Here is a 21,777-nt window from a genome sequence, read left to right as displayed (position 1 = left end):
CCGGTCTGCGTTGCTTGAACAACGCCTTTACGGGAGCTCGCTGCAACATCGGTCGCGCAGAATCTGACTGTAGCCTTTTGGCTATGATGTTTAGATCGGCGTGTAAATAAACAAGATATCCGTCAGCTTCTATCAGATTCAGGTTTTCTTCACGCAGGAGGCTTCCGCCGCCCAATGCAATAACCGTATTCTGATTTGATTTGATAACCTGTTCTATGACTCTGATTTCTATTTCACGGAATTGCGCCTCGCCCGAATACGTAAAAATTTCACTAATAGATTTTTTCTCATTTTGCTCGATCAGATGATCGGTATCAATAAATGAATAACCTAGTTTCTCGGCGAGCAGGGTTCCCACGGTGGTTTTACCGCTGCCCATGAATCCGCACAGATAGATATGGTGTGGCAGATTCTGTTCCCCCTTGGAAAGGGGGTTAGGGGGATTATCTTTTTTTATGAAAGCTTCGATGGTCTGTAGAACACTGTCAATATTATTCCGAACTTCGCCTTCAGAAAAACGCAGAACAGTCAATCCCATCGATTCCAAATCCGCTTGCTTTAAAATGTCTTTTTGATATACTTCTTCAAATCCATGACTATGACCATCGATTTCGATCACGAGGCATTTTACTTTGCAGTAGAAATCGACAATGTATTTTCCTAATGGCTTTTGACGATTAAATTGCAAACCACAACATTTTCGTCCGCTCAAGTGTTTCCATAACATGACTTCGCCACGCGTCGAGTTTTTTCTCAGTTGACGCGCAAATTTATTTAGGTTCTTTTTGTAGGGTATATGAGGCATTGCAGGGTCAAGTTGATTATTCTTAAAATCCCCCTAACCCCCTTTGTACAGACCGGAGAGATAGGTAACAAGTGTTCGGGGACATAGGTAACGGTTGTTTGTTTAAACATGGGTTAATTGGATTTATCATTCAAGTTAAATTCTGAGATTTTGAAGTGACTAAAGAAGACGTTGAATACGCCATCGGTATTTGATGGTTTGAGTGCTACCGGTAAGCCTCGAAAAGCTTTTCCGACTCGGATCATTCGACTTCGAAAATAGATTTCGCCCTTATCGTGTACTTTTCGAATCAAAATATCAGGCTCATATTCGATAACCGGAAGTGATTCCGGAAATGTTCTTTGACTTATTTGATACCGACTAGCTGGAACGTTGCCACCGAGCGCATCATGGGGCCGTTCAAGATTGTAGATCATACGCCATGTGTCAAAATGCTGTTGGCAATCTATGAGCGTGTTAAAATAGTACCCGGTGATGGCTTCGGCTTTTAAGGTGCGGTGAAATCTTTCGTCTTTGCCCATGGTTTGTGGGTGTTTAGGGCGAGAATGACTGACAATCACACCAAGACGCATCAGCCAGACATTCAATCCGGTATAGCTTTCACAGTCTGGAGCGCCCCAAGGCATACCGTTGTCCGTGATGATACAGGCGGGCAAGCCATAGCAATGAAAAACAGCAGTTAGGTATTGCTGCACGGTGTCGCGGGTTTGATTCACACAGGCATACAAACCGAGATTAAAACGGGAATGATCATCCAAGATGGTTAAAGGATGACACGGCTCACTGCCAATGGGAAAATGACCTTTAAAATCCATCTGCCATAAGTCATTGGAAGAGGCAGCTTCAAAACGTTGCCAGGCTTTGTGTTTGGCAGATTCAGAAGGGTGGATAAACCCGTGGCGATGTAAAATTGTGGTAATGGTGCTTACACTGGGCCAATAACCGCCATGCATTGTTTCCAAGCGTCTGCGAAGTTTACGAGCACCCCAGGCCGGATGGGCTTTTCGTAATCGAACTATGGCTTCTTCGATCTTAGGTGGGGTTTGGTTCGGACTACGATGGGGACGACGAGAAAGATCTTTTAAGGCTTCTATTCCTTCGCTTTGATAACGATGAAGCCATTTATAGCCTGTTTTGGTACTAATACCGAAACGATGACAGAGTAAGTTCATACAAACGTCCTCTTGGGAGGCTAATTGAATAAATTCATTACGCAGAGACATAAGGTTAACTTCTTTCCATGGCATGATTATTTCTCCTTTAATAAACAATCATACCAATTTAACTGTTACCTATGTCTCCGAACAACCATTACCTATGTCCCCAGTCTGTACACCCTTTTCAAGTGGGAAAGATTACGTGCAAATTAATATTGATTTATATGACGTGCAAACCATTTTAGGTTTATATCAGGCTCACACTTCATTTTTTCTAAATACCGTATTGACCATAATTGCGGAGAGAACCAGACAGCCGCCGATGATCGCCCAGAATCCAGGAAATTCACCCGTTCCAAGAAAAGTCCAGATCGGATTGAGTATCGGTTCGAGTAATGTATAGATCGCGATCTCCACATTCGAAATATATTTTGCCCCTTTCGCAAAAAATAAATAACCCATGCCGAGCTGAAAAACGCCGAGAAGGAGCAAACCGACAATATCGTTTGAGGTTATCGAAAATCCTTCTCCAAAGATGCTATATAGCGGGGAAGCGGCCGAACCGGAGGAAGATGCGTATACGGCCGATATGGCAATCCCCAAAACGATCACCGTCGCCGCGTTTCCAAATGCCAAATTAAATATACCGCTGATATCGCTTTGAGCTGTCATGGGAAGGGAAGCGTTTTGTTCGGACTTCTTGACCGATATTTGCAGAAATGCAAATGCGATTCCTGACAAGATACCGAAAATATTTCCTGCCAGGGCTGTGGACTTTTCTTCCTCCATAAACAAAAGGATCATGCCGCCGAGACAAATAAAAACGGTAGCGATCTCAACGGCGTACACTTTTTCCTTAAATATAAAATAAGTGACAAGGATCACATATACAGGAGCTGTGTATTGGAGAAAAACGGCATTCGCAGAAGTCGTGAGTTTGTTGGCAATTACAAAAAGCGATACAGTAAACACATAGCAGAGCGCCGTGATAATCGACCATCGCGTGATGGTGAACCGGAACGGAATTTGGAGTCTTTTCTTTCTGTATAAAACATATACGGTAAGAAAAACTCCGGCAACGAAAGATCGATATAAAGCAATCTGTATCGGCGGTAAATTAATGATCTTAATGAGTAACCCCGCGCTGCTCCAACATAATGCAGCTAGACAAATCAGCGATACTCCACGGAAATAGTGACTCATCGACATACTTACCGCCTTAAATCATGATTTTATATATAAATAAATACAATTTTGAAAATTAATTTTTTGTGCATTCCTGTCAGCAAACTACGACATTACGTCATGTTGCAGAGTGTCATTGTAGCACTCTATTGAAAAGACTGCTAAATTTAGCTTGATTTCTATCTTTAAATTGTTTATAATCAGCCTCAAAAATTTAATAATAAAATGGCACAGTAATTGGATATAGGGATCTCACCTGTAACTATAACAAATTTTTTTTCTGCAATCAAATTATTTAAGTAACTAACCAATTCATTTAATTCAATTCAACGGAGGACGACGATGAAACTCAAACCATTAGGCGACAGAGTGATTGTTGAAAGTTTAGAAGCCGAAGAAAAAACGGCAAGCGGCATTTTCATTCCTGATACCGCCAAAGAAAAACCCCAGGCAGGCAAAGTTTTGGCCGTAGGACCCGGTAAAAAAGACGAACCGATGGAAGTGAAAGTCGGCGATTCGGTTCTTTACGGAAAATATTCCGGTACCGAAGTTACTATCGACAACAAAAAATATCTAATTATGCACCAGGTGGATATTCTTGCCATTCAAGGTTAATTTTTTAAGTTGACGAAAGAGACAAAGTAGAAATAATTAAATAATAACAGGAGATAAATTATTATGGCAGCAAAAGAAATCCTATTTGATGTTGACGCCCGCTCGAAGTTGAAAAAAGGTGTTGACATCCTAGCAGACGCGGTAAAAGTCACATTAGGCCCCAAAGGCCGTAATGTCTTGATCGACAAAAAATTTGGCGCACCGACCGTAACAAAAGACGGCGTAACGGTAGCTAAAGAAATTGAATTGGATGAGCCGGTTGAAAACATGGGCGCGCAGATGGTGCGTGAAGTTGCATCCAGAACCAGCGACATCGCGGGCGACGGCACGACAACGGCAACCGTATTAGCCCAGGCTATTTTCCGCGAAGGTTCCAAAAACGTGACTGCAGGCGCGAATCCGATGGAATTGAAAAAAGGAATTGACGCTTCGGTCAAAGTGATCGTGGAAGAACTGAAGAAGATGACGAAAAAAGTTGAAGGCAAGGCGCAGATCGCGCAGGTTGCCGCCATTTCAGCAAATAATGATTCTGAAATCGGAGCGCTTCTCGCCGATGCCATGGAAAAAGTTGGCAAAGACGGCGTCATCACGGTTGAAGAAGCCAAAGGTTATGAAACGACGCTCGAGACCGTTGAAGGTATGCAATTTGACCGCGGATTCTTGTCACCGTATTTTATTACCGACGCGGATACGCAGGAAGCCGTTCTGGAAGATCCTAAGATTCTTATTTTTGACAAAAAGATCTCCGTCATGAAAGATCTGCTTCCGATCCTGGAAAAAACAGTTCAGATGGGCAAAGCCTTAGTGATTCTCGCGGAAGACGTTGAGAACGAAGCATTGGCTACCTTGGTTGTTAATAAACTGCGCGGAACGCTGCGCGTTGCAGCTGTGAAGGCCCCTGGATTCGGCGATCGCAGAAAAGCGATGCTCGAAGACATTGCAGTTCTGACCGGCGGCACCGTGATCAGCGAAGAAGCGGGATATAAACTGGAAAGCGCGAAGATCGAATATTTAGGTTCGGCCAAGAAGATCATCATTGATAAAGACAACACGACGATCGTGGAAGGCGCCGGCAAAAAAGAAGAAATCAAAGGCCGTATTGCTCAGATCAAAACACAGATCGAGAATACAACCAGCGATTATGATAAAGAAAAATTACAGGAACGTTTGGCTAAATTGGCCGGCGGTGTTGCGGTGATCCGAATCGGCGCGGCGAGCGAAGTGGAAATGAAAGAGAAAAAAGCCCGCGTGGAAGATGCGTTACATGCGACGCGCGCAGCGGTTGAAGAAGGTATTGTTGCCGGCGGCGGCGTTGCATTCATTCGCGCTCAAAAATCTCTCGAAAAAGGCAAAGGCGGAATCAACGATAAATTTCTGGTCGGCGACATGGGACTTGGCGTTGCGATCGTTCGCCGAGCGTTGGAAGAGCCGATCCGTCAGATCGTTGAGAACTGCGGCATCGAAGCCTCCATCGTCGTTCAGAAAGTCAAAGACGGCACGGATCATTTCGGATTCAATGCATTGACCGAAGAATACGAAGATTTACTCAAGGCCGGTGTGATCGATCCTACCAAAGTAACCCGTACCGCATTGGAAAATGCGGCGTCCGTTGCAGGTATGCTCTTGACCACCGAAGCGACTGTGTTTGAGAAAAAAGAAGACAAGAAAGGCGGCGGCATGCCTCCGATGCCGGGCGGCGGAATGGGCGACATGTATTAATGCCCAAGGGACTGAGTCCCTTGTGTTCCTGATCATCAAAAGGTCGGGACATATTTACCATATAAAAACCCTGATCAGCGAAAGCCGGTCAGGGTTTTTTATTTGCGCAAAAACAACCATCGAATGATGCCTAGGGCACTACCGGCTTGTAACCCACGGCATAGATCCATCCTTTATGTGAAAATTTCTGATAAATGCTCGTTTGTTCGACCACTTTCTGAACTTTAACCGCTATTTTTCCTTCCAAGACTATACTATTCTCCTTTACATTGGGTTCATAAAAACTAATATCTTTCTGATAAATAGAGTCCAATCCAACCTCAGGTATTTTCCATTTTGGCCATGATTCGATTTCGCCGCCGGAGAGTCGCTTTACATACAGAACAATTTGTCCAGCATAATATCTTTTTGACTTCTTGAAATTGAGTTGGTCTATTTGTTTACTGAATTCATGAAGCGAGTCGAGTTGTGATGGTCCCTGAATAAAACCTAATCCTTCTATGGTTACGGTTCTTGAATTAAAGTAAAACTCCGATACGACCGCTCCGTCCAGCTTTGAAGTTTGTCCCGTTACAAGCGACAGGTTATTCTCAATCCAATTATAGATTATAAAGAAATCGCGTTTTGGCAGACGAGAGGAAACGAATTTGCGCTTGCCGTCCATGTATCGATAATAAATAACCGTTCCGTCCGCATATAAACTAAAACTCGGTGCGCTCAGCTCCGTTCCAACCAGCGTTGTAACACCGCCGTACACTTTTTTTTGGAAAATGAGATCGGATGGCAGGTGATTATCCAGATAAGATATGCGCGCGCAAGAAATGAAAAGGAATTGGAAAAGTGCGATGGATAGAGCGGTTAAAAAATTAATTTTCATTCTTTCCCATTTTCTTTTTCAAGGATATCCAGAAGTTCGGTAATGTCGTTGATTTCATAATCGGCGCCCGGTTCCTTAGTGTCAAATATATCGCCGTACCGCGCAAAGACGGTTTTCATACCGAGTTGTTTTGCGCCGATCATGTCGCGCTCCGCCCAATCGCCTATCATCAGCGTTTCTTGAGCCTCCACCTTAAGTAATGACAACGCTTTTTTAAAAGGCGCCGGATGAGGTTTCCGTTCAAACGTATCTTCGTAAGTCACCACAGCGTCAAAGACGTGATGAAGTTTAAGATAACACAAGCGCAGCCACGCTTCCCGTGTAGGCGCATCGCTTACGACAGCAAGCTTGAATCCTCTTTTGGTCAATTCGATCAAAGTCGAGGAAACGTGCGGATAAGTGACAAGGGATGCCTCGCGCGCTTGCCGGTAAGCCACTATACCGCTTGCGAGTATCTTGTGATCAATCTTGCCGAACATATTTTCCAGCAGGTCGTCAAAAACCTTTTGGTGTTCAAAACCGCGCTCGTCATAGATCTTCCATATTTTCTGGTCTATCTCTTCCTGCGGAAGATCCAGGCCTGCATCAATCATAGCTTCTACCGCAGCTGTAATTGCGCGTTTTTTCATGGCAATAAAATTGACGAGCGTATTGTCAAGATCAAAAATAACGGCTTTGATCATAATTCCTGATGTAAAATGGCTATTAATGTATGTCGTACACTTTTTTTCTCATGGAAATATTCAACGCGATGCCCATCAGGCACAGATTAGTCCATAAGGCGGTTCCGCCATAACTTAGGAACGGGAGAGGTATTCCCGTCACCGGCATAATTCCCGTCGTCATTCCAATATTAACCATAACCTGGAACGAAAACAACGTTGCTATGCCTATCAGCGTCAAGCTGGCGAACTTGTCATCTACCACATCGGCGATGAGAATTATCCTGAAGATCATGATTCCAAACAAGGTTAACAAGACAACGGCGCCGATAAAACCAAACTCTTCTCCGACAACCGAAAAAATAAAATCGGTATGTTGTTCCGGCAGAAATTTTAATTGTGTTTGTGTTCCCTCCAACAATCCTTTTCCTGAAAAACCTCCGGCGCCGATGGCGATCTTCGACTGACGAACCTGATACCCGCTGCCCTGCGTATCTCGCTCCGGCTCAATAAAATTCAGAATACGTTCTTTTTGATAATCCTTGAGTGAATCCCAAAGCGGTTCAGATGAAAGTCCGACGATAATATTTAATGCAAACACGGCCAGAATGATACCGGTCTTTCGTTTTGAAAAATACAATATCATCAAAATGGCAAATAAGGTCAGAATAAAAGCTTCGAAACTATATCCTGACCCGATATGAACCAATACCGTAGCAATGGGGGAAAACATGACAAAAATAGAAAATAACGAAATGCCGTGCCAGTATAGTATCGGCAGGGCAATACAACCGATGCACAGAGCCGTTCCAAGATCCGGCTGCTTCATGACAAGAAACATCGGGATTAATGTAAGTGCAAATGTGATAATGATATTTGCTATATGCGCGGGATTAACCCGGCTTAAAGCAAGCATGCGGGCAATACAGATCATCGTAGCTATTTTTGCGATTTCCGAAGGCTGGAGGCTGAATGGCCCGAGTGCAAACCAACGCTGCGCGCCGTAGCGAACTGAACCGGTCGCAAGTACTAGAATAAGTAATACAACCGTGATCGCGTATAGCGAAATAGCCGCGCCGTCAATCAAACGAATCGGTATGAGTATGACGAGGAACATGAGAAGCAGGCCTATTGCAAAATGAAATAATTGTTTTGTGAAATTGAACTGGAGCTCAGGACTTCCGCTGACGGTTGCGGAGTAAATGCACAAAAGTCCAATTCCGCATAGCAACAGGGTCGGAATGAGTAAAAAATAATCCAGGTCGCTCAGGAAATTTTTTATTTTTTCAACTACCATATATTAATTAAGGTATAAGCTGCGCATTTCGTAATGACTGGAACTGTTTCTCTTTCAGGTCTGAAGGATCGAACGCTTTCCTGCCGCGAATATAATTGAAATAATAGTTCATCACGGTCGCAGACATGGGCGCCGCAACATCGGAGCCTTCTCCGCCGTTTTCCATAATTACCACGACGGCAATTTCAGGGTCATAATACGGAGCGAATCCGGCGAACCATCCGTGATAGTTTCCATGTACATTTTCCGACGTTCCTGTTTTACCTGCAGCCTGCCATTTGATCCAGGCGCGTTTGCCTGTTCCTTCATACGTATTGACAACCGCCCACATCCCGTGCCGCATGAGATCAAGGTAATCCGGTTTGACAGGTACGCTTTTGATCGGATACAAGACTTTGCGAATACCTTCCTGATCTTCGGCATAACGTACAAAATGCGGCTGCTGGTATTTTCCGGAATTGGCAAGAATCGTAACGTACTGCGCAATTTGAATAGGTGTAACCAAAATTTCGCCTTGTCCAATTCCCAGATTAACAACGGTGCCGGATTTCCAATTGTTTCTTCCGTACCGGCTGTCAAAAAAATCTGTTGTAGGAACGTTCCCTTTTTTTTCATTAGGCAAATCAACGCCGGTCATTTCACCCAGTCCGAACATCCGCGCGTACTTTGCCAGCTTATTTATTCCCAATTCCCAGGCAAGGGTATAGAAATATACGTCGCAGGAATGAGTGATCGCATTTTGCATATTAATATGGCCATGTCCCGTCCAATTCCAGCAGCGAAAACGGTTTCCTCCGAGCAGATATACTCCTTTGCATTCGATGTACGTTTCCGGAGTTGCAAGGCCTTCCTCCAGAGCGGCAATTGCCGTGATCATCTTGAAAGTGGAGCCCGGCGCATAACCGCTTTGTACAATGCGATTAAACATCGGTTTATCCGGATTTTCATTCAATTCTTTCCACTGCTCATGACTAATGCCCTCGACAAACCACCGTATGTTGTAATCCGGTTTACTCGTAGCAGCCAGAATTTCGCCCGTTCGTACATCTACGACAATGATCGAACCTTTATTTTGCCCCATTGCCGTTTCAACAAATCGCTGGAATTCAAGATCAATGGTTAGGTAAAGATTATATCCGTCGGTTGGGTGTTTAACAATACCCAGGTCCTTTACTACTTTGCCCTTGGAATCACTTTGGAGTTCGTGATATCCTTTTTGTCCGCGCAATTCAATCTCGTAGAATTTTTCGATCCCCGCAGCTCCCGTCAGCTCGCCGATTTTATAATCCGTATCGGAAAAATCACCCGTCTTAAAATAACCGATAGTTTGCTCGGTGATCTGATTAAGGTACCCTATGACGTGCGGCATCGTGATATCCGGAGAATAGATACGGTGAATATCTACTTTGAAATGCACACCGGGGTGTTTTACCATTTCCTCTTCCAGCTTTGCAATCAGCGTGAAATCGACATTTTCCTTTATGGTAACGGGTGTATAAGGCCAGACGCCTTGGATTTTACGGCGAACTTCAGCGGGCGACATATTCAGCCTTTGCGCAAGGTATTCAAACTCGGAGGAACTGTTGGTGTCAAACTCGGCTGGAGTAATTTGGATTGAAAACGTAGGCTGGTTCTCAACGATCAGTTTCCCGTATCGATCGAAAATCAATCCGCGGGCCGGGATCTGGTCTATCATCTTGGTTGCGTTATTTTCTGCGCGCCCGGCGAAGTAATCTGAATTAACCACCTGCAGATAAAACAGCCGGCTCAAAAGTATCAGCCAGACCGTTCCTAGAAATATGGAAAAAATAATTGAGCGAGGGTTCATAGGCCAACGGATTAATTAATATTCGTGCTTCGCGTCGTAGTTGATAAAATCAAGAAAGGCGTTGGGCGTCAATAGCCATAAAATAAATGCCATAACTGAGCTGTACAACGCATTTGGCACGCCGTAATTCATAAAAAGTGTATAAAAATTCAAATCGGCATCCAGTGACTGGAATCCGAAAAAGATAATGCTGTGAACGATGGAGCTAAAAAAGACAACGATCGGAAAATAATATTTTTCGACCAGTAACACTTTTTCCGTCTTGAAATATTTTGCAGAAAATCCGACAACGGTTTTGCATAGCGCATTCAATCCGTAAAAATTAATCAAAACGTCTTGAAGCAAGCCGGCCAGGAAACCAAGGAATGAACCGCTGAGTTGCCCCAAGCGGACACCCACGAATAACGTTAATATCAAAAGCAAGTCAGGAACACTGTGCCCGACGGACAGGAAAGGATTGATAAAGGTCGTTTGAAGAAAATAAAAAACTAAAGCCGTGAGCGCTAGGCTCAGGATCAATTGATTTCTTTTGCGTCGCATGAATTAAAGCAACTCCCGGTTACATTACTATTCATTTCCGAAAAAATAATTTTCAAAACCTATTCTGGCAGAAGAAACTTTTGAAGTATCTGTTACGATAAAGACGTCCTCTATCATATCAAAGTCGACGCTTGTTTTCACGTGAATATTTTTGAAAATGCCCTCGATCTCATTATTGATTTCGTGGACAATACCGACCCGGAAATTCGGGAGAAAAAACTCGCTGTATTCGGATGTCAGGATGACGTCGCCCACTCGTACATCCAGGTTTTTCAGTACGCCATAAAACCCGACTTCATTCGGCAATCCTTGCCATAGAACGATACCGCTGAGACGGGTACGCTGGATTTTTGCGGCTGCGCGGAAGGTTTTATCGAGCATGATTTGGCAAACCGAGTACCGGTCTTCCGCGTGAGTAATAATTCCGACTAAACCTCGGTCGGTAATAACGTTTTGATACTCAGACACGCCGTCATCGCGGCCTTTATCGAGCGTGATCGTACTGAGATTCGGGTCGGGCGCTTTCATGATAATGTGCGCAGGGATCGTGTTCATCGGAAAACGGTCTTTGAATTTTAACATCTGCCTGAGCTTGATGTTTTCGAGATACGCATCTTCCAATACAATATTACGTTTGGCCAGTTCCGCGTTCTGCAGCTCTAACGTACGGTTTTGATCTTCGTATTTCCACACGCGGGGAAGACGGCTAAACTGCTCGCCGATCAGCGCAGACAAGTAAATAGCGCGTTGTCTAAAAAACGTAATTTGTGGATTGGCATTTGTCTGAAGTAAGATCGCGGAAATAATAATGAGGAAAAGAAAAACAAAATGATTTTTATAAACATCGATGATCTGATAAAAACCGTCCAGAAAATTTTTTAACTTCCAAAACATACCGGCCCTTTCTTACTTTTTATCAGGAAGGACCATAGGATTCTTTAAATCTTTTCCGAAAAGGTTTGTCGACAGATAAGACATCGGTTAATATTTTTTGGCTTTGAGGATCACTTGTTGATATTTGGACAAATTTTCAAGCACAATACCGACGCCGCGAACAACCGCCGTAAGAGGGTCTTCGGCAACAATAACCGGTAATCCGGTCTCTTTCTTAATGCGTTCGTCCAAACCCTTGATCAGTGCGCCGCCGCCGGTCAAAACGATGCCGCGGTCGAGAATATCCGAGGCCAGTTCAGGAGGCGTCCGCTCCAGTGTATTCTTCGTTCCTTCAATGATCTTGGAAATAGGTTCGTTCAGCGCTTTACGAACTTCCGCGGAATCGGTTGCGAGCGTGCGGGGAATACCGGAAACGATATCGCGTCCTTTAATTTCCATGGTGAGTTCTTTAGGAAGAGGTACGGCAGAACCGATCGTGCACTTGATCTCTTCGGCAGTTTGATCTCCGAGCAGAAGATTATGCTGAATACGAAAATATTGAACGATTGCTTTGGTGAGTTCGTCGCCGGCGTTGCGGATGGATCGATCGCAAACAATGCCGCTGAGGGCAATGACGGCAATTTCTGCCGTGCCGCCGCCGATATCCATGATCATACTGCCCTTCGACTCGGTTATATCAATTCCGACTCCGATCGCAGCCGCCATAGGCTCGGCTACGAGGTACACTTCCTTAGCGCCGGCATGTTCGGCAGAATCGCGCACCGCGCGCTGTTCCACCATCGTGATACCGACGGGAACGCCGATCACGACGCGTTTACCCATGAACCGCGCCGGACTGACTTTGCGGATAAATTCCTGGAGCATCAACTCGGTCATTTCAAAATCTGCGATGACACCGTCCTTGAGCGGGCGCACGACTACGATTTCATCATGCGTACGGCCCATCATTTCTTTGGCTTCCTGACCGATGGCTATGAGCTTGTTGCTTCGCTTATTGATAGCGACGATGGACGGTTCGTTGATCACGACGCCTTTATTTCTGACATAAACCAAGGTGTTTGCAGTTCCGAGGTCGATAGCGATTTCGTTATTGAAAATATTAAAGATTTCCATAAGCAGAACAAGCTCCGATGAAAATTAATGTTTGAAATGTCGAATCGACGTAAAAATCATGGTCATATTATGTTCGTTGGCCGCATCGATAACTTCCTGGTCCTTAACTGAGCCGCCGGGCTGTATCACCGCGACTGCGCCGGCTTTGGCGGCAGCGTCAATACCGTCACGAAACGGGAAAAAGGCATCCGAGGCGATAGCGGAGCCTTTAAGATCGAGTTTAGCGTTTTTCGATTTCAAAACGGCAATCTCGGCGGAATCCACGCGCGACATTTGTCCGGCGCCGATGCCCAGAGTACGGTCTTTCGAGGAATAGACGATCGCGTTGGATTTGACATGTTTGACAACGCGCCAACCGAATTCCAGCGCATGCATTTCGTCCACGGTTGGCTGGCGTTTGGTAACCACTTTCCATTGGGCCTTGTCGGAAAAATTGACGAGATGATTATCGCTATGCTGAACGAGATAGCCGTCAAACGCTTTTTTGATTTCCGGAAGTTGTGCCGCCGCTTTTTTTGATTCAGTAAAATTATATTTGATCAGGCGGATATTCTTCTTTTTTTCCATTATCGACAAGGCTTCGCCATCAAATTCCGGCGCGATCACAGCTTCGACAAAGACGTCGCCGATCTCTTGCGCGATCTTCGCGGTCACTTTATCATTAAAACCAATGACGCCGCCGAAGGCCGATACCGGATCGGTTGCGCGAGCGTTTTGATAGGCCGTGTGAAGACCGTTATTAACAGCTATGCCACAGGGATTGGTGTGTTTCACGATCACGCAGCACGGTTTGTCAAAGTCGGAAACGATACGCACACAGGCGTCAAGATCAATGATGTTATTGTAGGATAATTCCTTGCCGTGAAGCTGTTCGTAAAATTTTTTCGTCTGCGCGGCAGACGAGTAGAATGACGCCAGTTGGTGCGGGTTTTCGCCGTAGCGTAAATGCTGGATCTTCTTCAGGTTGACCGATATGGAGGCTGGAAATTCATTCGTCGCAACGGGGCGCTTCCCGCCGAAATAACTTGAAATGATGCCATCGTAACGCGCGGTATGCTCAAACGCCTTAACCATGAGATCATAACGCGTTTCCCGCGAGACGTTGCCGCCGGATTTGAGTTCGTCCAGCGTTTTGGCATAATCCGAAGGATCAACCAGCACGACGACATCTTTATAATTTTTTGAGGCGGAACGGATCATCGAAGGGCCGCCGATGTCAATGTTTTCGATGGCTTCTTCAAGATGCACGTCCGGTTTGGAGATCGTGGCTTCGAATGGATAGAGATTGACGACGACCATATCGATCATCTCGATGCCGTGTTTTTTTGCTTCGGCCATGTGGGTGGAATTATTTCGCAGGGCCAAAAGTCCGCCGTGAATTTTGGGATGCAGCGTCTTGACACGGCCGTCCATCATTTCAGGAAACGAAGTGACGTCGGAAATTTTAATGACCGGAATTCCGGCCGTTTGCAGAGCCGTAGCGGTTCCGCCGGTGGAGATAATACCAATACCTAAGCCGTGCAGGGCTTTGGCTAATTCAACAATCCCGGTTTTGTCTGAGACGCTGATGAGCGCGCGTTTGATCATGATAAGATATATTCCAAAGGTAAAATAATTCGTTAATTAAAACGCAGGAATGTAGAGAAAGCGGCCGAAAAAAGCAACGGTATAAAAAAAGCCTGACGCTAGATGCCGTCAGGCTTTATATATAAGCAGATTTGTTAACGGGTTCCTTCGCCCCATTCGTAATCCATGAGAAGTTTGAATTCGACCTTTTTGTCGTCTTCTTCGGAAGGATTGTCAAAAATTAAATAGTATAATGTTTTGGCTGTTTTGTATTTGCCGACCAGACGGATCTTGAAATTATCCGTGATCTTTTCTCCGGAAGAATAATAATTTTTGAATTGTTCGCCTTTGTCAAATTTCAGGAAATTTTCCTCGTCCATGACAAATACATTAGCCTTGCGGTCGCCGCCGTCCAGCACTCGCCACTCGCCTTCAACCGAGATCGCATTCATTTTGTCCTCAATGACAATCTCGTATTGATAAAATTCGCCGGCTTTCAGCGTTTCGTTCTTTTCAACTTTGTTATTCTCGGCGTTAATCACGCCCTTCGTGCTTCCGCCGCACGCGCTGATCCACAAAACGGCAAGCAATACCAAAAGAGAGAGATACATTTTTTTCATGATGGTTTCTCCTATATGAGTGGAAATGTTTTTGTGGGTTAATCAGAAGCAATATAACAAAGTAAACGTATAAAACATATAAGAAAATGTTCCCGCAGATAGCGCGAATTGCTCAATAAAAAATTTTCTGCGGGAATCTGCGAAATCTGCGGGATGTTGCATTATCCCTTATAAAAGATCCATTTCCCCAATTCTTTTAACGTCACTTTTTTGCCGTACATAAGTATGCCGACACGATAAATTTTTGCAGCAATCCACGTGGTGAATAAAAAGCCGGAGATCAGACAGGCCATGGATAAGAGCGTTTGCCAAATCGGTACGCCGAAAGGAATTCGTCCAAGCATGACGATTGGCGAAGTGAAAGGGATCAGCGAACCCCAGAAAGCAACTGCACCGTTTGGGTCGTTGACCGCGATCTGCAAAACAAAAAAAGCGACGATAATAGGAATAGTGACAGGAAAAGACAACGACTGCACGTCGCCGGGATCGTTGGCGCCGGAAGCGGCTGCGGCGTAAAGCGATGCGTAGAACAAATATCCGCCGAAGAAATAAAAAATAAACAAAACGAATAACTCGGTGAAATTAATACTGTCGATATTTTTCATGAATACGGCCATCGCTTCGGCGTCGCGCGCATTGATACCGCTTTGCGTAAGTGTGTCGGCTTGAACATTACTCAATTGCCCGCCGAATACAGCAAAGGCAACTTGCCCAAGAACAACGCTTATGATGGTCCAGCCGGCCAACTGCGTTAAGCCGACTGCCGCGATACCTAGGATTTTTCCCATCAGCATCTGAAAGGGCTGAACCGAGGAAACGATCACTTCCATAATGCGGTTCGCTTTTTCTTCAACGACGCCGTTCATCACCATGACGCCGTAAATGATCAGCGTGATATAGATAATAATTCCCATAATAAAAGCGGTGACGAGCGCGACCACTTTATTGTCCGATTTTTCGCCCTCCTCGCTTAGTATGATGGTTTCAATCGACATCTTTGATTTGAGGTTTTCAATAAATTTTTCATCAAGGCCTGCTTTGTTGAGTCTTAATTTTTCGATCTCGCGTGCGAGTTCGCTCTGAAGATAAAAACTTGCATTAAAACCCAGACTTCGGCTGGAATAATACCGTATGCCTTTCGGATTTTCCAGATCAAATTTCGGAATATGGAGGATGCCGTCGTATTTTTTTTTCTTGTAATTTTGCTTGAGGCTCTCCATCGGCTGATTTTCAAATTCAAAAGCGATCAACCGTGAATTATTAAGTTTACCGGCAAATAATCCGGTTTCATCTGCAACAGCCACGCGGTCTACGTTATTTGAGCGGGCCATAAAAAAAATAATGGCCGGTAATATGGCAAGCCCGACGGGTACGAGCAGGGTCGTTAGAATAAACGATTTTTTGGTGACACGGCTGACGTACTCGCGCTGGATGATAAGCAGTAATTTATTCATGGCCGTCCTGTGTTACTTGTTCTTTGAATATTTCATTGAGCGTTGGCAGGAGTTCCTGAAATGAATGTATTTCAATTTTATCCATCAAAAAAGTCAGCAATTCGTTTGGCGTATTGTGCGTCTTGGTCTGGATGAGTAATTCTTCACCGGAACTCTTAATGACTGTAAAATCCGGATGTTGAATGGCCGGTAAAGCGCCTTCAAATGTCACTTTATAAATGTTCTTCTTAAATTGCTGTTTGATCAGCTTTACGCCGCCATCGAGAATCTTTTTGCCTTTATTGACCAATACGATCGCGTCGCAGATTTCTTCCACCTGCTCCATGCGGTGCGTTGAAAAAATGATGGTCGCGCCTTTTTCTTTGAGCTGATAAATTTCATCTTTAATCAGATCGGCATTAATCGGGTCAAGGCCGGTGAAAGGTTCGTCGAAGATCAGAAGCTCCGGTTCATGCGCTACTGTGGCTATGAACTGAACTTTCTGCTGCATACCTTTGGAAAGCTCTTCGATTTTTTTGTTCCACCAATCGCTGATCTCAAATTTTTCAAACCAGGCGCGGACCTTTTTGTTTGCATCGGCCGCAGTCAGGCCGCGTAATTGCGCTAGATAAATAATATGGTCGCCGACTTTCATCTGTTTATATAATCCGCGCTCTTCGGGAAGATAACCGATATCCTCCGAATGCATCGAATTCAATTTTTCGCCTTTAAACGAAATTCGCCCTTCGTCCGGCATGGTGATCTGAGTGATCATGCGGATGAGCGTTGTTTTACCGGCGCCATTCGGGCCGAGGAGGCCGAATATCGTTTTAGGAGGAATAGTTAAGCTGATCCGGTCAACCGCTGTGAATCCGTTGAAGCGTTTGACGACGTTGTCGATGTTCAAAAGTGGATAATCAGTCATAATTTGGCTATTGACATATAAAGTTTTTAAAAAATCTGAATCAAGATAATAAAGTTAAATAGAACGTACATACATATTTCGGCGAATGGCGACTAAAAACCGATGCATTGTGGAATATGATGATGAGCAGTTACTTTAATTAAATGCTTATGATATCTCATAAATAGAAATATCAGATAACCGGTTAATCTGGTATCACATTAGTGAAAAAGGAAAAGGGGTTAATACTTCGCCAATGTCTCGATCGCATGAACAATGTTTTGATCTTGCGGCAGAATGACTTCTTCGAGGAACCAGTTGTATGGAATAGGAGAATCTTTTGCTGCAACACGCCGGACGGGGCCGTCGAGATATTCGAATCCCTGATGTATGATCTGCGCGACGATCTCGCCGCCGAATCCGCCGAATTCGCAGTCCTCGTGCACTACAATACACTTTCCTGTTTTCTTGATCGAGGTTATGATCGTATCCACATCGAGTGGAACGATGGTCCGGAGATCGATCACTTCCGTTTTGATGCCGTGTTTCTCTTCTGCAACTTTTGCAGCGTTGATTGATTTCGATACCATCATTCCGTACGTGACGATCGTGACATCGGCGCCCTTGCGTTTGACAACCGCTTTACCGTAAGGCAATAAATATTCCGCATTGGGTTCGGGACTCTGGGCAAATCCCTGTCGGTACAGCCCTTTATGCTCGAGAAATAATACGGGATCATCGCAGCGGATCGCGGTTTTGAGCAACCCTTTAGCATCGGCGGCATTCGAAGGCAATGCGATCTTCAGGCCGGGAATATGAGCAAAAAACGATTCGATATTTTGCGAATGGCATAACGCACCGTGAATATATCCGCCGATGGGAATACGTATAACCAGGGGACATGCCCAGTTATTATTGGAGCGGTAACGCATGGTGGCAAGTTCATTACGGATCTGCATCATTGCGGTCCACACGTAATCGCCGAACTGAATTTCCACCACCGGCTTCCATCCGCGCGTGGCCAGGCCGATGGCGGTTCCGACAATACTTGATTCCGCGAGGGGAGAATTAAACACGCGATCGTTACCGAATTTTTTTGATAACCCTTTGGTAGCGGTGAAGACGCCGCCTTTATCATCCTGGATATCCTCGCCGAACATGATCATTTTCGGATTGCGTTCCATCTCTTCGGCCATCGCATGATTGATGGCGTCGACCAGAACGATAGGATTTCCGGACGGTTTAGATTTTTCATACTCCAGTTCATCGGGCTCTTCCGAAAAAACAAATTTTGTTGCGGTAATTTTTTCCGGAGAAGCTTGTGCTTCTGCCCACTCCGCAGCGTCGTCTACTTCCTTGTGGCAAATTTCGCGGAACGTTTTGTCTTCGGCTGCCGTCATCATATTATTTTTAATCAGGAAGAGCGACATTTGCTCGATCGGATCGCGTCCGCGGTCTTTGGCGAGATCTTCTTCCTTGCGGTATTTTCGCTGGTCATCGGATGACGAATGCGGGAGCAGGCGTATCACGTCCGCTACGACCAAACAAGGCCCGTTACCGCTGCGCGCCATTTGGGACGCCTCTTTAACCGTCGCATAGGTTTCCAGAAAATTGGTTCCGTCCATTTCAAAACAATTGAGATTTTCGTATCCGGCGCCTATCTTGAATATGGAATTGCCCGCTGTTTGCTGCCAGATCGGAACGGAGATCGCATACTTATTGTCTTCAATAAAAAAGATAACGGGAAATTTTTCGCGGCTGGCCCAGTTGAGCGCTTCATGAAAATCACCCTGGGAGGTGGTGCCTTCGCCGGATGAAACGTACACGATCTCGTCCGTTTTTTCCTTCACGGCGCCCATGGCGCAGCCGACGGCCTGAAGGAATTGGGTTCCGGTCGGACTGGATTGAGATACGATACGATGCTGTTTGTGTCCGTAGTGCTGAGGCATCTGGCGCCCGCCGGAATTGGGATCATCCGCTTTGGCTAGGAAACACAGCATGATTTCCTGCGCCGTCATTCCCACGCTCATCGTCAATGCCTGATCACGGTAGTACGGATAGAACCAGTCCTTGCCCGGTTTCATCGCAAAGCCTGCCGCAACCTGAGCCGCTTCATGTCCGGCGCATCCGATATGGAAAAAACTTTTTCCTTGTTTGAGCATACGCAGCATTTTATCATCCAAACGGCGGGAGAGGATCATCAATTTGTATGCATGCAACAGGCGCTCTTTCGTGAGTTCAGGGAAATCCTTGAGCTTATATTTTTCCGGCGGGATTCCAGGTTTCACTTCTGCAGTCTGTGTTTTAATGGACATGGATCTCCTTGCAATGAATATATTCTGTACTGACGGTGTTCATCTGATTTTTCGCCAATTTTATCGAAAAAATTGAATAATCACAAGGACATTATTTATAAATTGGGGCGTTTGCTATTGACATAAGTTCCCTGCTTGGGTATATTGTATTATGAACTATAGACTTCCAGATACGATCAAAATATTGTTTTCAAAAGCCGTAATTCTTACGTATATCTTTATATGCTATTCGGCTATTACACAGGCAGACAGGCCTGTTTGTTCGGTTGATTCGACGTTATCCTTCAGTGTCAACGATGTGGTCTATCCCTCTGCTTTGGTTATACAGGTTACCTCGGCGGATCATCTTCGGCCGGATAAGGAATCTTCACATCACATAACTTTCCAACCATTTCGTAAAATTGAAATCTATTTATCTTACACATCTTGGGCGCGCCTGGATGCCCATGGTAGAGTTGTTCTAGAAAAAAGTATCTTCAGTCCTCGGCAAAGCCGAGCCCCGCCTGTTTCCCAATGTTCAAACACGTTTAAAGTCATTTGCACTTAGAGGATTGACGACTTCCCGGCAACCGAATGTATTGTGATTGTGTATCCATAAATTCTTTTGTGGTTGTTTAATTTAAGGGAGGTTTGAATTAGGTAATTACCGGCTTTAATAGAGTGGTATTAAGTCACTTCTTTTCGTAACAATGGCTTTATTCATTACTTGTCCAACTATTTATCAATCGCACAAGAGCATTGTACGTTGATGAAATATTTTTTGTTCTACGAAAGGAAATTCAAATGAAAAACGAAACAGCAAATGCAAAACCGATTCCTAGAATGCAATTTTATATATTAATGGGTATTATTGGATTCGGTCTCATCGCGGTCGTGCTTCGCATGTCCGGTCTAATTTAATCAAACAGTATATTAGGAGGCTTGTATGAAATTAAATCTCGTTGATAGGTTATTCGTGTTACTTTGCGGCGCTGCGGTACTGCTCATGATACCTCAGTTATTTCACGGTGCGCAGGGGACGGCGCCGGCTATTTTAGGTATCCGTTTCGAATTTATTCTGTTCGGCCTGACTTTACTGGGTGTAGCACTATACCACCATCGTACTTTACAGGTTGCGTTGACTGGACTTGCCGCTATCACGATTTATAAATTGACGGTTATCGGATTTGACATTGTTGTACATGTTCAGCACGAAGCATCTATCTTAATCAATTTGCTAGGCCTCCTATTGGGTTTTGCCATTCTGGCAAAACATTTTGAGGAATCGCGTATACCGGACTTGCTGCCGAGTTGGCTTCCGTCGGGATGGGTCGGCGGCTTTGTTCTTCTGTGGCTTGTTTGGATCATGTCGGCATTTCTGGATAATATTGCGGCCGCTATGATCGGAGGAACTATTGCGCTGGTTGTGTTCAAGAAAAAGGTTCACATCGGGTATCTTGCCGCTATGGTAGCGGCAAGCAACGCGGGCGGCGCCGGGAGCGTCGTAGGCGATACGACCACCACGATGATGTGGATCGACGGCGTTTCAGCGTTTGCAGTTATGCCGGCGTTTTTACCTGCGGCGGTTGCGCTGTTGTCCTTTGGTATTTTTGCATCCAAGCAACAATTCGGGTATCAGCCGATCGTTGCTTCCGAAACCGGTGACATCAAGATCAACTGGGTCAAAATACTGGTTGTTGCCATGATTCTGGCGGGCGCGATTTCGACCAACGTACTACTCGATTTTCCAGCGGCGGGTGTTTGGATTGCCATCTTCATCGGTGCGCTTTTCTGTAAAACCGAATGGCGTGAAGTGAATCACGCGGTAAAAGGAACCGTATTTCTTCTGGCACTTGTTTTATGCGCTTCCATGATGCCTGTGGAGGAACTGCCTTCCGCTTCATGGCAATCTGCATTTGCGCTTGGGTTTATCTCGTCGATCTTTGATAATATCCCCTTGACAAAATTAGCGCTGCAGCAAGGCGGTTACGATTGGGCTGTTCTTGCATATGCCGTTGGTTTTGGCGGATCAATGGTTTGGTTCGGTTCATCGGCAGGCGTTGCCATTTCCAATATTTTCCCGGAAGCCAAATCGGTTGGCTTGTGGCTGAAGCACGGGTGGCATATTATTATAGCTTATGTGGTCGGCTTTTTTGCGATGCTTTGGATATTGGGCTGGGAACCGGATGCACCTCACAAAGCGACCGATGCGGCGAAAGGACATTCTCAGGTGATTATGCAAAAATAATCGGCACGTTGTTTTTAAAT

At 45.1% G+C, this 21,777-nt stretch carries 17 protein-coding genes and 1 pseudogene; 3 read left to right on the top strand and 15 right to left on the bottom strand.

Going from position 1 to position 21,777, the window contains the following annotated elements; translation table 11 throughout:
- Positions 1–433: 433 nt before the first annotated feature.
- The 3 genes and pseudogenes from F9K33_08930 to F9K33_08920 form a co-directional block, all read right to left on the bottom strand.
- Positions 434–805 (bottom strand): annotated as a pseudogene (locus tag F9K33_08930) (endonuclease domain-containing protein).
- Between the two features lie 113 nt (positions 806–918).
- Positions 919–2,052, bottom strand: a complete 1,134-nt coding sequence (locus F9K33_08925; protein ID KAB2879516.1) for an IS481 family transposase — start codon at positions 2,050–2,052, stop codon at positions 919–921.
- 168 nt (positions 2,053–2,220) lie between these two features.
- The gene (locus F9K33_08920) at positions 2,221–3,171 is read right to left on the bottom strand and encodes an EamA family transporter (protein ID KAB2879515.1); all 951 of its coding nucleotides are present in this window, start codon (positions 3,169–3,171) and stop codon (positions 2,221–2,223) included.
- A 318-nt stretch (positions 3,172–3,489) separates the two neighbouring features.
- Between F9K33_08920 and F9K33_08915 the strand changes: the two genes are divergently transcribed.
- Positions 3,490–3,762 (top strand): co-chaperone GroES, encoded by a 273-nt coding sequence (locus F9K33_08915; GenBank protein KAB2879514.1) that lies wholly within the window; start codon positions 3,490–3,492, stop codon positions 3,760–3,762.
- Positions 3,763–3,825: 63 nt separating this feature from the next.
- Positions 3,826–5,481, top strand: a complete 1,656-nt coding sequence (gene groL, locus F9K33_08910) for a chaperonin GroEL (GenBank protein KAB2879513.1) — start codon at positions 3,826–3,828, stop codon at positions 5,479–5,481.
- A 130-nt stretch (positions 5,482–5,611) separates the two neighbouring features.
- Here groL and F9K33_08905 read toward each other — a convergent pair whose 3' ends face one another.
- From F9K33_08905 to F9K33_08850, 12 genes are all read right to left on the bottom strand, one after another.
- Positions 5,612–6,358 (bottom strand): hypothetical protein, encoded by a 747-nt coding sequence (locus F9K33_08905; GenBank protein ID KAB2879512.1) that lies wholly within the window; start codon positions 6,356–6,358, stop codon positions 5,612–5,614.
- A complete protein-coding gene (locus F9K33_08900; protein KAB2879511.1) occupies positions 6,355–7,041 on the bottom strand; it encodes a TIGR02253 family HAD-type hydrolase in 687 nt (228 codons plus the stop codon). The genes F9K33_08905 and F9K33_08900 overlap by 4 nt, the downstream gene beginning before the upstream one ends.
- A gap of 22 nt (positions 7,042–7,063) precedes the next feature.
- Positions 7,064–8,317, bottom strand: coding sequence for a rod shape-determining protein RodA (gene rodA, locus F9K33_08895; protein KAB2879510.1), 1,254 nt, complete (start codon positions 8,315–8,317; stop codon positions 7,064–7,066).
- A 7-nt stretch (positions 8,318–8,324) separates the two neighbouring features.
- Positions 8,325–10,145, bottom strand: coding sequence for a penicillin-binding protein 2 (gene mrdA / locus F9K33_08890; GenBank protein ID KAB2879509.1), 1,821 nt, complete (start codon positions 10,143–10,145; stop codon positions 8,325–8,327).
- A 15-nt stretch (positions 10,146–10,160) separates the two neighbouring features.
- Positions 10,161–10,685: a rod shape-determining protein MreD gene (gene mreD, locus F9K33_08885; protein KAB2879508.1), complete on the bottom strand. Its 525-nt coding sequence runs from the start codon at positions 10,683–10,685 to the stop codon at positions 10,161–10,163.
- A gap of 27 nt (positions 10,686–10,712) precedes the next feature.
- Positions 10,713–11,579: a rod shape-determining protein MreC gene (gene mreC, locus F9K33_08880; protein ID KAB2879507.1), complete on the bottom strand. Its 867-nt coding sequence runs from the start codon at positions 11,577–11,579 to the stop codon at positions 10,713–10,715.
- 87 nt (positions 11,580–11,666) lie between these two features.
- The gene (locus tag F9K33_08875; GenBank protein KAB2879506.1) at positions 11,667–12,692 is read right to left on the bottom strand and encodes a rod shape-determining protein; all 1,026 of its coding nucleotides are present in this window, start codon (positions 12,690–12,692) and stop codon (positions 11,667–11,669) included.
- 24 nt (positions 12,693–12,716) lie between these two features.
- Positions 12,717–14,279, bottom strand: coding sequence for a bifunctional phosphoribosylaminoimidazolecarboxamide formyltransferase/IMP cyclohydrolase (purH, locus tag F9K33_08870; GenBank protein ID KAB2879505.1), 1,563 nt, complete (start codon positions 14,277–14,279; stop codon positions 12,717–12,719).
- 134 nt (positions 14,280–14,413) lie between these two features.
- Positions 14,414–14,878, bottom strand: coding sequence for a hypothetical protein (locus F9K33_08865; protein ID KAB2879504.1), 465 nt, complete (start codon positions 14,876–14,878; stop codon positions 14,414–14,416).
- A gap of 161 nt (positions 14,879–15,039) precedes the next feature.
- Positions 15,040–16,332, bottom strand: coding sequence for an ABC transporter permease (locus F9K33_08860; GenBank protein KAB2879503.1), 1,293 nt, complete (start codon positions 16,330–16,332; stop codon positions 15,040–15,042).
- Positions 16,325–17,236 (bottom strand): ABC transporter ATP-binding protein, encoded by a 912-nt coding sequence (locus tag F9K33_08855; protein KAB2879502.1) that lies wholly within the window; start codon positions 17,234–17,236, stop codon positions 16,325–16,327. Before F9K33_08855 ends, F9K33_08860 begins: the two co-directional genes overlap by 8 nt.
- Positions 17,237–17,457: 221 nt before the next feature.
- On the bottom strand, positions 17,458–19,416 hold the full coding sequence (locus tag F9K33_08850) for a tungsten formylmethanofuran dehydrogenase (GenBank protein KAB2879552.1): 1,959 nt from the start codon (positions 19,414–19,416) through the stop codon (positions 17,458–17,460).
- Between the two features lie 1,099 nt (positions 19,417–20,515).
- Here F9K33_08850 and F9K33_08845 point away from each other — a divergent pair.
- A complete protein-coding gene (locus F9K33_08845) occupies positions 20,516–21,757 on the top strand; it encodes a citrate transporter (protein ID KAB2879551.1) in 1,242 nt (413 codons plus the stop codon).
- Positions 21,758–21,777: the final 20 nt, after the last annotated feature.

It is taken from the genome of bacterium (assembly GCA_008933615.1).
Taxonomy (GTDB): domain Bacteria; phylum CLD3; class CLD3; order SB21; family SB21; genus SB21.
This window is presented reverse-complemented; position numbering and strand designations above follow the sequence as displayed.

Coding starts and splice junctions, on each gene's coding strand:
- F9K33_08925 (KAB2879516.1), bottom strand. CDS start 2,052: ATGCCATGGAAAGAAGTTAACCTTATGTCTCTGCGTAATGAATTTATT.
- F9K33_08920 (KAB2879515.1), bottom strand. CDS start 3,171: ATGTCGATGAGTCACTATTTCCGTGGAGTATCGCTGATTTGTCTAGCT.
- F9K33_08915 (KAB2879514.1), top strand. CDS start 3,490: ATGAAACTCAAACCATTAGGCGACAGAGTGATTGTTGAAAGTTTAGAA.
- groL (KAB2879513.1), top strand. CDS start 3,826: ATGGCAGCAAAAGAAATCCTATTTGATGTTGACGCCCGCTCGAAGTTG.
- F9K33_08905 (KAB2879512.1), bottom strand. CDS start 6,358: ATGAAAATTAATTTTTTAACCGCTCTATCCATCGCACTTTTCCAATTC.
- F9K33_08900 (KAB2879511.1), bottom strand. CDS start 7,041: ATGATCAAAGCCGTTATTTTTGATCTTGACAATACGCTCGTCAATTTT.
- rodA (KAB2879510.1), bottom strand. CDS start 8,317: ATGGTAGTTGAAAAAATAAAAAATTTCCTGAGCGACCTGGATTATTTT.
- mrdA (KAB2879509.1), bottom strand. CDS start 10,145: ATGAACCCTCGCTCAATTATTTTTTCCATATTTCTAGGAACGGTCTGG.
- mreD (KAB2879508.1), bottom strand. CDS start 10,685: ATGCGACGCAAAAGAAATCAATTGATCCTGAGCCTAGCGCTCACGGCT.
- mreC (KAB2879507.1), bottom strand. CDS start 11,579: ATGTTTTGGAAGTTAAAAAATTTTCTGGACGGTTTTTATCAGATCATC.
- F9K33_08875 (KAB2879506.1), bottom strand. CDS start 12,692: ATGGAAATCTTTAATATTTTCAATAACGAAATCGCTATCGACCTCGGA.
- purH (KAB2879505.1), bottom strand. CDS start 14,279: ATGATCAAACGCGCGCTCATCAGCGTCTCAGACAAAACCGGGATTGTT.
- F9K33_08865 (KAB2879504.1), bottom strand. CDS start 14,878: ATGAAAAAAATGTATCTCTCTCTTTTGGTATTGCTTGCCGTTTTGTGG.
- F9K33_08860 (KAB2879503.1), bottom strand. CDS start 16,332: ATGAATAAATTACTGCTTATCATCCAGCGCGAGTACGTCAGCCGTGTC.
- F9K33_08855 (KAB2879502.1), bottom strand. CDS start 17,236: ATGACTGATTATCCACTTTTGAACATCGACAACGTCGTCAAACGCTTC.
- F9K33_08850 (KAB2879552.1), bottom strand. CDS start 19,416: ATGATCCTCTCCCGCCGTTTGGATGATAAAATGCTGCGTATGCTCAAA.
- F9K33_08845 (KAB2879551.1), top strand. CDS start 20,516: ATGATACCTCAGTTATTTCACGGTGCGCAGGGGACGGCGCCGGCTATT.